This window comes from Streptomyces griseomycini, assembly GCF_014203535.1.
Classification (GTDB): Bacteria; Actinomycetota; Actinomycetes; order Streptomycetales; family Streptomycetaceae; genus Streptomyces; species Streptomyces griseomycini.
Genome location: NZ_JACHJI010000002.1, coordinates 874077 through 883873, shown reverse-complemented (window position 1 = coordinate 883873; position 9797 = coordinate 874077). Strand labels below are relative to the sequence as shown.

Annotated in this window: 6 protein-coding genes; 4 read left to right on the top strand and 2 right to left on the bottom strand. The window is 71.9% G+C overall.

Annotated elements, in window-relative coordinates:
* The first annotated feature begins 3 nt into the window (after positions 1-3).
* The 4 genes from nuoL to recQ all read left to right on the top strand — a co-directional run bounded on the left by nuoL (position 4) and on the right by recQ (position 7346).
* Positions 4-1968 (top strand): NADH-quinone oxidoreductase subunit L, encoded by a 1965-nt coding sequence (nuoL, locus tag FHS37_RS08595; protein ID WP_184818665.1) that lies wholly within the window; start codon positions 4-6, stop codon positions 1966-1968.
* Positions 1969-1973: 5 nt separating this feature from the next.
* Positions 1974-3545 carry an NADH-quinone oxidoreductase subunit M gene (locus tag FHS37_RS08590; RefSeq protein WP_184818663.1) on the top strand — a complete coding sequence of 524 codons (1572 nt, stop codon included), beginning with the start codon at positions 1974-1976 and terminating at the stop codon, positions 3543-3545.
* Complete coding sequence (nuoN, locus tag FHS37_RS08585; RefSeq protein ID WP_184818661.1) at positions 3542-5200, top strand: NADH-quinone oxidoreductase subunit NuoN; 1659 nt, start codon at positions 3542-3544, stop codon at positions 5198-5200. Before FHS37_RS08590 ends, nuoN begins: the two co-directional genes overlap by 4 nt.
* 181 nt (positions 5201-5381) lie before the next feature.
* The gene (gene recQ / locus FHS37_RS08580; protein WP_184818659.1) at positions 5382-7346 is read left to right on the top strand and encodes a DNA helicase RecQ; all 1965 of its coding nucleotides are present in this window, start codon (positions 5382-5384) and stop codon (positions 7344-7346) included.
* 37 nt (positions 7347-7383) lie between these two features.
* On the opposite strand, the gene FHS37_RS08575 is transcribed toward recQ, so the two are convergent.
* Positions 7384-8322 (bottom strand): M56 family metallopeptidase, encoded by a 939-nt coding sequence (locus FHS37_RS08575; protein ID WP_184818657.1) that lies wholly within the window; start codon positions 8320-8322, stop codon positions 7384-7386.
* Between the two features lie 176 nt (positions 8323-8498).
* Positions 8499-9713 (bottom strand): fumarylacetoacetase, encoded by a 1215-nt coding sequence (gene fahA / locus FHS37_RS08570; protein ID WP_184818655.1) that lies wholly within the window; start codon positions 9711-9713, stop codon positions 8499-8501.
* Between the last annotated feature and the right edge of the window lie 84 nt (positions 9714-9797).

Genomic DNA, 9797 nt, shown 5'->3' with positions numbered 1-9797 from the left:
AACGTGGAGAACCTGATTGCGCTGCTGGTGGCGGCGCCCCTGCTCGGAGCGGTGGTCCTGCTGTGCGGCGGACGCCGGCTGGACTCCGTCGGCCACTGGATCGGCACCGCCCTCGCGTTCGTCTCCTTCGCGCTCGGCCTGGTGCTGTTCACCGACCTGCTGGGCAAGGGCGCCGGGGAACGCACCGTCACGCAGCACCTGTTCAGCTGGATCCCGGTGGAGGGGTTCCAGGCCGACGTCGCCTTCCGGCTCGACCAGCTGTCGATGACGTTCGTGCTGCTGATCACCGGCGTCGGCTCGCTGATCCACCTGTACTCCGTCGGGTACATGGAGCACGACGAGCGGCGCCGCCGCTTCTTCGGCTACCTAAACCTGTTCCTCGCGGCGATGCTGATCCTCGTCCTCGCCGACAACTACCTGCTGCTGTACCTCGGCTGGGAGGGCGTCGGCCTCGCCTCCTACCTGCTGATCGGCTTCTGGCAGCACAAGCCCAGCGCCGCGACGGCCGCGAAGAAGGCCTTCCTGGTCAACCGCGTCGGCGACATGGGCCTGTCGATCGCGATCATGCTGATGTTCCTGTGGTTCGGCACCTTCGCCTTCGGGCCGGTGCTCGGCGGCCACGGGGAGGCCTCCCTCGCGGGCGAGGCGGGCGAGGGCAAGCTCACCGCGATCGCCCTGATGCTGCTGCTCGCCGCCTGCGGCAAGTCCGCCCAGGTGCCGCTGCAGTCCTGGCTCGGGGACGCGATGGAGGGCCCGACCCCGGTCTCGGCCCTGATCCACGCGGCCACCATGGTGACGGCGGGCGTGTACCTCATCGTCCGCTCCGGAGCCATCTTCAACGGCGCCCCCGACGCGCAGCTGGTCGTCACCATCGTCGGCGCGGTCACGCTGCTGTTCGGTGCGATCGTCGGTTGCGCGAAGGACGACATCAAGAAGGCGCTGGCCGGCTCGACCATGTCGCAGATCGGCTACATGGTGCTGGCCGCGGGCCTCGGCCCCATCGGCTACGTCTTCGCGATCATGCACCTGGTGACGCACGGCTTCTTCAAGGCCGGGCTGTTCCTCGGCGCCGGCTCGGTGATGCACGGCATGAACGACGAGGTCGACATGCGCCGCTACGGCGGACTGCGCAAGTACATGCCGGTCACCTTCGTCACCTTCGGCCTCGGCTACCTCGCGATCATCGGCTTCCCGGGGCTGTCCGGCTTCTTCTCCAAGGACAAGATCATCGAGGCGGCGTTCGCCAAGGGCGGCACCGAGGGCTGGATCCTCGGCGCCTGCGCCCTGCTGGGCGCGGCCATCACCGCGTACTACATGACGCGCGTGATGCTGATGACGTTCTTCGGCGAGGAGCGCTGGCGCAACGCCCCGACGCCGTCCCCGGCCGAGCCGGACGTGGAGCCCGCCGCCCGGACGCGGGGCGAGTACACCCCGCCGCACCCGCACGAGTCGCCGAAGGTCATGACGATCCCGATGATCGTGCTGGCCGTCGGGTCGGTCGCGGGCGGTGCCTTCTTCAGCATCGGCGACCGCTTCGTGCACTGGCTGGAGCCCGTCACCGGGCACGCCCACGGCCACCCGCCGGTCAGCGCCCTGACGGTGACGCTGTCCACGGTCGCCGTGATGGTCATCGGCGTGGCCGTCGCCTGGGCCCAGTACGGGCGCCGCCCGGTCCCGGCCGTCGCCCCGCGCGGATCGCTGCTCACCCGGGCCGCCCGGCGCGACCTGCTCCAGGACGACTTCAACCACGTGGTCCTGGTCCGCGGCGGCGAGCACCTCACGCGCTCGCTGGTCTACGTCGACCACACCCTGGTCGACGGGGTCGTCAACGGCACGGCGGCCTCGATGGGCGGCCTGTCCGGGCGGATGCGCAGGCTGCAGAACGGCTTCGCGCGGTCCTACGCGGTCTCGATGTTCGGCGGCGCGGCGGTCCTGGTCGCCGCGACCCTCCTGATGAGGGCGGTCTGATACCGATGTCCTTTCCCCTGCTGACAGCCACGGCGGCGCTCCCGGCCGTCGGGGCGATCGCCACGGCCGCCGTACCGGCCGCGAAGCGCACGGCCGCCAAGTGGCTGGCCCTGCTCTTCTCGCTCGCCACGCTGGTGCTGGCGATCACCGTCCTGGTGCGGTTCGACCCGGACGGCGACCGCTACCAGCTCACCGAGTCCCACGCCTGGATCGCGGACTTCGGGGTCCGCTACGAACTGGGCGTGGACGGCATCGCGGTGGCGCTGATCGCGCTGACCGCCCTGCTGATCCCGTTCATCGTCCTCGCGGGCTGGCACGACGCCGACCCCCTGGAGACCGGCAGCAGGCGGTGGCGGCCGACGCAGGGCTTCTTCGCCCTGATCCTGGCCGTCGAGGCGATGGTGATCCTCTCCTTCGAGGCCACCGACGTCTTCCTCTTCTACATCTTCTTCGAAGCCATGCTGATCCCGCTGTACTTCCTCATCGGCGGCTTCGGGGACCGGGCCCACGAGCACGGCGAGCAGGCGGCGGCCACCCAGCGGTCGTACGCGGCGGTGAAGTTCCTGCTCTACAACCTGGCCGGCGGTCTGATCATGCTGGCCGCGGTGATCGGGCTGTACGTGGTCGCCGGGAACTTCTCGCTCACGGAGATCGCCGAGGCCCGGGCGAGCGGCGAGCTGGACATGGCGACCAGCACCGAGCGCTGGCTGTTCCTCGGTTTCTTCTTCGCCTTCGCGGTGAAGGCGCCGCTGTGGCCGCTGCACACCTGGCTGCCCAACGCCATGCAGGAGTCCACCGCCCCGGTCGCCGTGCTCATCACGGCGGTCGTCGACAAGGTGGGCACCTTCGCGATGCTCCGCTTCTGCCTCCAGCTGTTCCCGGAGGCCAGCAAGTGGGCGACGCCGGTCGTCCTCGTCCTGGCGGTCATCAGCATCATCTACGGCGCGCTGCTCGCGGTCGGCCAGCGCGACATCAAGCGGCTGATCGCGTACGCGTCGATCTCGCACTTCGGCTTCATCATCATGGGCATCTTCGCGATGACCAGCCAGGGGCAGTCCGGCGCGACGCTCTACATGGTCAACCACGGGATCTCGACGGCCGTGCTGATGCTGATCGCCGGCTTCCTGATCTCGCGGCGCGGCTCGCGGCTCATCGCCGACTACGGCGGTGTGCAGAAGGTGGCCCCGGTGCTCGCCGGCACGTTCCTGATCGGCGGCCTCGCGACCCTCTCGCTGCCGGGTCTCGCGCCCTTCGTCAGCGAGTTCCTGGTCCTGGTCGGCACGTTCACCCGCTACCCGGTGATCGGCATCGTCGCCACCCTCGGCATCGTCCTCGCCGCGCTCTACACCCTCGTCCTCTACCAGCGGACGATGACCGGCCCGGTGAAGCCCGAGGTCTCCGCGATGCCCGACCTGCGGGTGCGGGAGATCGCGGTGGTGGCGCCGCTGGTCGTGCTGCTGGTCTTCCTGGGCGTCTACCCGAAGCCCGTCACGGACGTCGTGAACCCGGCGGTGAAGCAGACCATGCTCGACGTGGACCAGAAGGACCCCAAGCCTGAGGTGGAGGCGGCCAAGTGAGCACAACAGCCGTCCACAGCCTGTGGACAACGGCGGCGGCCGCGGCCGACCCGATCACGAAGATCGACACGCCGAAGATCGAGTACGGACAGCTCGCCCCCACCCTGATCGTCGTCGGGGCGGCGGTCCTCGGGGTGCTGGTCGAGGCGTTCGTCCCGCGCAAGTCGCGCTACCACGTGCAGATGTTCGTCTCCCTGGTGGCCCTCGCCGCCGCCTTCGCCGCGGTCGTGGCGCTCGCGGCCGGCGACTACGGCACCACCAAGGCGGGCATCGCGGCGATGGGCGCCATCGCCGTCGACGGACCGGCCCTGTTCCTGCAGGGCACCGTCCTGCTGACGGCCCTGGTCGGCCTGTTCACCTTCGCCGAGCGCCGGCTCGACCCCGAGGCGCACGGCAACCGCGTCGACTCCTTCGCCGCCCAGGCCGCCTCCGTGCCGGGCAGCGACAGCGAGAAGAAGGCGGTCAAGGCCGGGTTCACCACCACCGAGGTGTTCCCGCTGCTGCTCTTCGCGGTCGCCGGCATGCTGGTCTTCCCGGCGGCCAACGACCTGCTGACGCTCTTCGTGGCGCTCGAGGTCTTCTCGCTCCCGCTGTACCTGCTGTGCGCGCTGGCCCGTCGCAAGCGGCTGATGTCGCAGGAGGCGGCGGTCAAGTACTTCCTGCTCGGCGCGTTCGCCTCCGCGTTCACGCTGTTCGGCATCGCGCTGCTGTACGGCTACGCGGGCTCGATGTCGTACGCGACGATCGCGCGGGTCGTCGACGGGACCGTGCAGGACGTCACCCCGGCGCTCGCGAACACCATGGGCAACGACGCGCTGCTGCTCGTGGGCGCGGCCCTGCTGGTGATGGGCCTGCTGTTCAAGGTCGGCGCCGTGCCCTTCCACATGTGGACGCCGGACGTGTACCAGGGGGCCCCCACGCCGGTGACCGGTTTCATGGCGGCGGCGACCAAGGTGGCGGCCTTCGGCGCGCTGCTGCGGGTGCTGTACGTCGTGCTGCCGGGCCTGCGCTGGGACTGGCGGCCGGTGATGTGGGCCGTCGCGATCGTCACCATGCTGGGCGGTGCGATCGTCGCGATCACGCAGACCGACATCAAGCGGCTGCTGGCGTACTCGTCGATCGCGCACGCGGGCTTCATCCTCGCCGGTGTCATCGCCGCCACGCCGAGCGGTGTGTCGTCCGTGCTGTTCTACCTGGCGGCGTACTCGTTCGTGACGATCGGCGCGTTCGCGGTGGTCACGCTGGTCCGGGACGCCGGCGGTGAGGCGACGCACCTGTCCAAGTGGGCGGGGCTGGGCCGCAGGTCCCCGCTGGTGGCGGCGGTGTTCGCGGTGTTCCTGCTGGCCTTCGCGGGCATTCCGCTGACCTCCGGCTTCGCCGGGAAGTTCGCCGTGTTCAAGGCGGCGGCGGAGGGCGGGGCCGTCCCGTTGGTCGTGATCGGCGTGCTCTCGTCGGCCATCGCGGCGTTCTTCTACATCCGCGTCATCGTCCTGATGTTCTTCAGCGAGCCGCGTCCCGAGGGCCCGACCGTCGCGGTGCCGTCACCGCTGACGATGACGGCGATCGGGGTCGGTGTGGCGGTCACGGTGGTGCTCGGTGTGGCACCGCAGTACTTCCTGGAGCTGGCGGGCGACGCGGGGGTGTTCGTGCGCTGACGCGCCGCCCGCCCGGCGACACGGCGGCGGTCCGGTACCTGCTCGGGGGGTGCCGGACCGCCGCCGTCGCGCGTGGGCGGGCCTGTGGACAACCCCGGGGGCTGTCGGTGCGGACCCCTATCGTGGAGGCAGTGGTCGAGGGACGGCTCACGGGAGCACGGTGACGGGCGGTAGTGGCAGGATGACAGTGACGCAGGGCGAGGCGCTGGCCGCGCTGCACCGGGTGTTCGGGTACGAGGCCTTCCGCGGTGAGCAGGAAGCCGTCATCGAGCACGTGGTGGCGGGCGGGGACGCGGTCGTGCTCATGCCGACCGGGGGCGGCAAGTCGCTGTGCTACCAGATCCCGGCCCTGGTCAGACCGGGCACGGGCGTGGTCGTCTCCCCGCTCATCGCGCTGATGCAGGACCAGGTGGACGCGCTGCGGGCGCTGGGCGTGCGGGCCGGGTTCATGAACTCCACGCAGGACTTCGACGAGCGGCGGGTCGTCGAGGCGGAGTTCCTCGCCGGCGAGCTGGATCTGCTGTACCTCGCGCCGGAGCGGCTGCGGCTGGACTCCACCCTGGACCTGCTCTCGCGCGGCAAGATCTCCGTCTTCGCGATCGACGAGGCGCACTGCGTGTCCCAGTGGGGGCACGACTTCCGGCCGGACTACCTCATGCTCTCGCTGCTCGGCGAGCGGTGGCCGGACGTGCCCCGGATGGCGCTCACGGCGACGGCCACGCACGCCACGCACCGGGAGATCACCGAGCGGCTGAACATGCCGACGGCCCGGCACTTCGTGGCGAGCTTCGACCGCCCCAACATCCAGTACCGGATCGTGCCGAAGGCGGACCCGAAGAAGCAGCTGCTGGGCTTCCTGCGGGAGGAGCACCCCGGAGACGCCGGCATCGTGTACTGCCTGTCGCGCAACTCCGTCGAGAAGACCGCCGAGTTCCTCACCCGCAACGGCATCGAGGCGGTGCCGTACCACGCGGGCCTCGACGCGGGGACGCGCGCCGCGCACCAGGCGCGGTTCCTGCGGGAGGACGGCCTGGTGGTGGTGGCGACCATCGCGTTCGGGATGGGCATCGACAAGCCGGACGTCCGGTTCGTCGCCCACCTCGACCTCCCCAAGTCGGTCGAGGGCTACTACCAGGAGACGGGGCGCGCGGGCCGCGACGGGCTGCCGTCCACGGCGTGGATGGCCTACGGGCTGGGCGACGTCATCCAGCAGCGCAAGCTGATCCAGTCCGGCGAGGGCGACGAGTCCTTCCGGCGGCGGGCCAACCAGCACCTGGACGCGATGCTCGCCCTGTGCGAGACCGTGCAGTGCCGGCGCGGTCAGCTCCTCGCCTACTTCGGCCAGGACCCCGACCCGGCGGGCTGCGGCAACTGCGACACCTGTCTCACCCCGCCGGAGACCTGGGACGGGACCATCGCGGCGCAGAAGGTGCTGTCCACGGTGGTGCGGTTGCAGCGGGAGCGCGGACAGAAGTTCGGCGCGGTGCAGATCGTGGACATCCTGCTGGGACGGCGCACGGCCAAGGTCATCCAGTTCGACCACGACCAGCTCTCCGTGTTCGGGATCGGTGAGGAGCTGACCGAGGCCGAGTGGCGGGGCGTGGTCCGGCAGTTGCTCGCCCAGGGGCTGCTCGCGGTCGAGGGTGAGTACGGCACGCTGGTGCTCACCGAGGCCAGCGGTGCGGTGCTGCGGCGGGAGCGGGAGGTACCGCTGCGCAAGGAGCCGGAGAAGCCGGCGGCCTCCCGGTCGGGCGGTTCGGGACCGTCGGGCTCGGGGCGGGGCGAGCGCAAGGCCAGGGCCGCCGCCGAGCTGCCCGCGGAACTCGTGCCGGCCTTCGAGGCCCTGCGCGCCTGGCGTGCCGAGCAGGCCCGGGAACAGGGCGTCCCGGCGTACGTCATCTTCCACGACGCCACGCTCAGGGAGATCGTCACGGTCTGGCCCGCCTCGGTGGCCGAGCTCGGCGGGATCAGCGGGGTGGGGGAGAAGAAGCTGGCCACGTACGGGGAGGGCGTGGTGGCGGTGCTGGGGTCGCTGGGCGGGCCTTCCGGCGGGGCGGCGGACCCGGCCGGGGACGCGGGAGCGGCCGGCCGGGACGACCGGCCCGATCCGGACGTGGAGCCGGAACCCGAGCCGGACTGGGCGTAGGGCGCCCCGCTCCCGGCCGCGGCAGCGCCGCCGGCCGCTACGGCAGCGCCGTCAGCCCCGGCGCGAAGGTGATCAGCAGGGGGAGCAGCGGCACCAGCGCCGCCACGGTCGTCGTCAGGGCGCGGTGGCGGCGGCCGAGACGGGGCGGGGGCTCCAGGAGGCGGTCGACGCGCTCGCCGAGCAGGCGGTGGCTGGAGGCGCAGGACAGGACGCCGCGGTGCTGGTTGAGCTCGATCAGCGCCAGGGCCGTGGTCAGGTGGCCGCAACGGCGGGAGGCCGTGTCGTCGGCGGCCAGCTCGACCAGGCGGTGGGTCTGGTCGCAGAAGTGGGCGAACAGCGGGACGCGGGGGAAACCGGTGGCCAGCGCGGTGGAGAGGTGCAGCAGCCAGTCGTGGCGGGCGCGGGCGTGGCCGCGCTCGTGGGTGAGGATGGCGTCGAGCTGGTGGTCGGTGAGGCGGTGCAGGGCGCCGGTGGTGACGATCAGCTGGGGCGGGCTGCCCGGCATCCACCAGGCGTCCGGGTACTCGTCCTCCAGGACCAGCAGGGGGCCGCGGGCCGCGGGGAGGCCGGCGGGCAGGTCGGGGGCGCGTTCGCGCAGATGCGCCCGGGCCCGGGCGCGTCGGCGGCGGGCCTCGACCAGCTCGCGCCCGAGCATGGCCGTCGTCCAGGCGGCCCCGCAGGCCAGCAGCACAGTGAGGACGGCGGCCCAGGGCGGCGCGGCGGACAGGTCGTACGCCGCGGTCACCGCGGGCGGGGCCGGGGCGAAGAGCTGGGCGCGGACGGTGCCGAAGACGGCCGCGGCGCCCAGGGCGAGGGCCGTCACGCAGCACAGCAGGACGGTGGCGACCAGGCACTGCCACACCCACAGCGCGACCACCGGTTCCCGCTCCGGCCACTTCGCCCGGGTCAGCGCCCGGGGGACGGGCACGGCGGCCGTCACGGCGACGACGCTCAGCAGGAGCAGGCAGACGGTCATGCCACGGACTCCGGGTCCTGTCGGAAGAGGGCGGCTTCGGGGTCGTGCAGGGGGCGTGCGGTCGTGCGTGGGGTGAGGACGGCGTGGTGCGCGTGCGCACACCGCCCGACGCCAAGTATGACGGCGAAGGGCGGTGTGAGTCAGGGGGCGTCGCGGATCGGGAAGGACCGGAAGGGTCAGGTCGCGGGGACCACCCGTCCCGTGACCTCGCCGAGGCCCACCCGGGCGCCGTCCGGGCCCGGTGCCCAGGCCGACAGGGTCACGACGTCGCCGTCCTCCAGGAACGTCCGCTTGCCGTCGGGCAGTTCGAGGGGGTCGCGGCCGTTCCAGGTCAGTTCGAGGAGCGACCCGCGCTCCCGCTCGGCGGGGCCGCTCACCGTGCCGGATCCGTACAGGTCGCCGGTGCGCAGGGAGGCACCGTTGACGGTCATGTGGGCGAGCTGCTGGGCGGCCGTCCAGTACATGGTGGAGAAGGGGGGTTCGGAGACGACGTGGCCGTTGACGGCCACCGAGATCCGCAGGTCGTAGCCGGCGGGCTCCTCGTCCGCGTCGTCCAGGTACGGCAGCAGCGCGTGGGTGCGCTCCGGCGGCGCCACGCGGGCCTCCTCCAGGGCGTCCAGCGGGGTGATCCAGGCCGACACCGAGGTGGTGAAGGACTTCCCGAGGAACGGGCCGAGGGGGACGTACTCCCAGGCCTGGACGTCGCGTGCGGACCAGTCGTTGAGGAGGCAGAGGCCGAAGACGTGGTCGCGGAAGTCGCCGAGCGGCACCGGCCGGCCGAGCTCGGACGGCACGCCGACCACGAAGCCGACCTCGGCCTCGATGTCCAGCCGGACGGACGGGCCGAAGACCGGGGCGGGGTCCGTGGGCGCCTTGCGCTGGCCCGAGGGCCGTACGACGTCGGTGCCGGACACCACGACCGTGCCGGAGCGGCCGTGGTAGCCGATCGGCAGGTGCTTCCAGTTGGGGGTCAGGGAGTCGGCGGCGTCGGGGCGGAAGATCTGTCCGACGTTCCGGGCGTGGTTCTCGGAGGCGTAGAAGTCGACGTAGTCCGCGACCTCGAAGGGGAGGTGCAGGGTCACCTCGGACAACGGGTGGAACAGGGGCTCGACGGTCTCCCGGTGCGCCGGGACGGTCACCCACGCCGTGAGCGCCCGCCGCACGTCCGACCAGGCCGTACGGCCCGCCGCCAGCAGCGGGTTCAGGGTCGGGCGGGCGAGCAGGGAGGCGTAGGGGGAACCGAGGGCGTGGGCCGCCGCACCGGCGTCGAGGACGTGGTCGCCCAGCCGGACGCCCACGGTCCGCTCCGACGAGCCGGGGGGCGAGAACACGCCGTACGGCAGGTTGTGCGGGCCGAAGGGATCGCCCTCGGGGACATCGAAGGGGGGCATCGGGTGCTGCCTCTCTTTCGTGTGCGCGGGTGCTCGCGGGTGTTCCACGTGTTCGTGGCCGTGCCACACGTTACGGGTGAGACG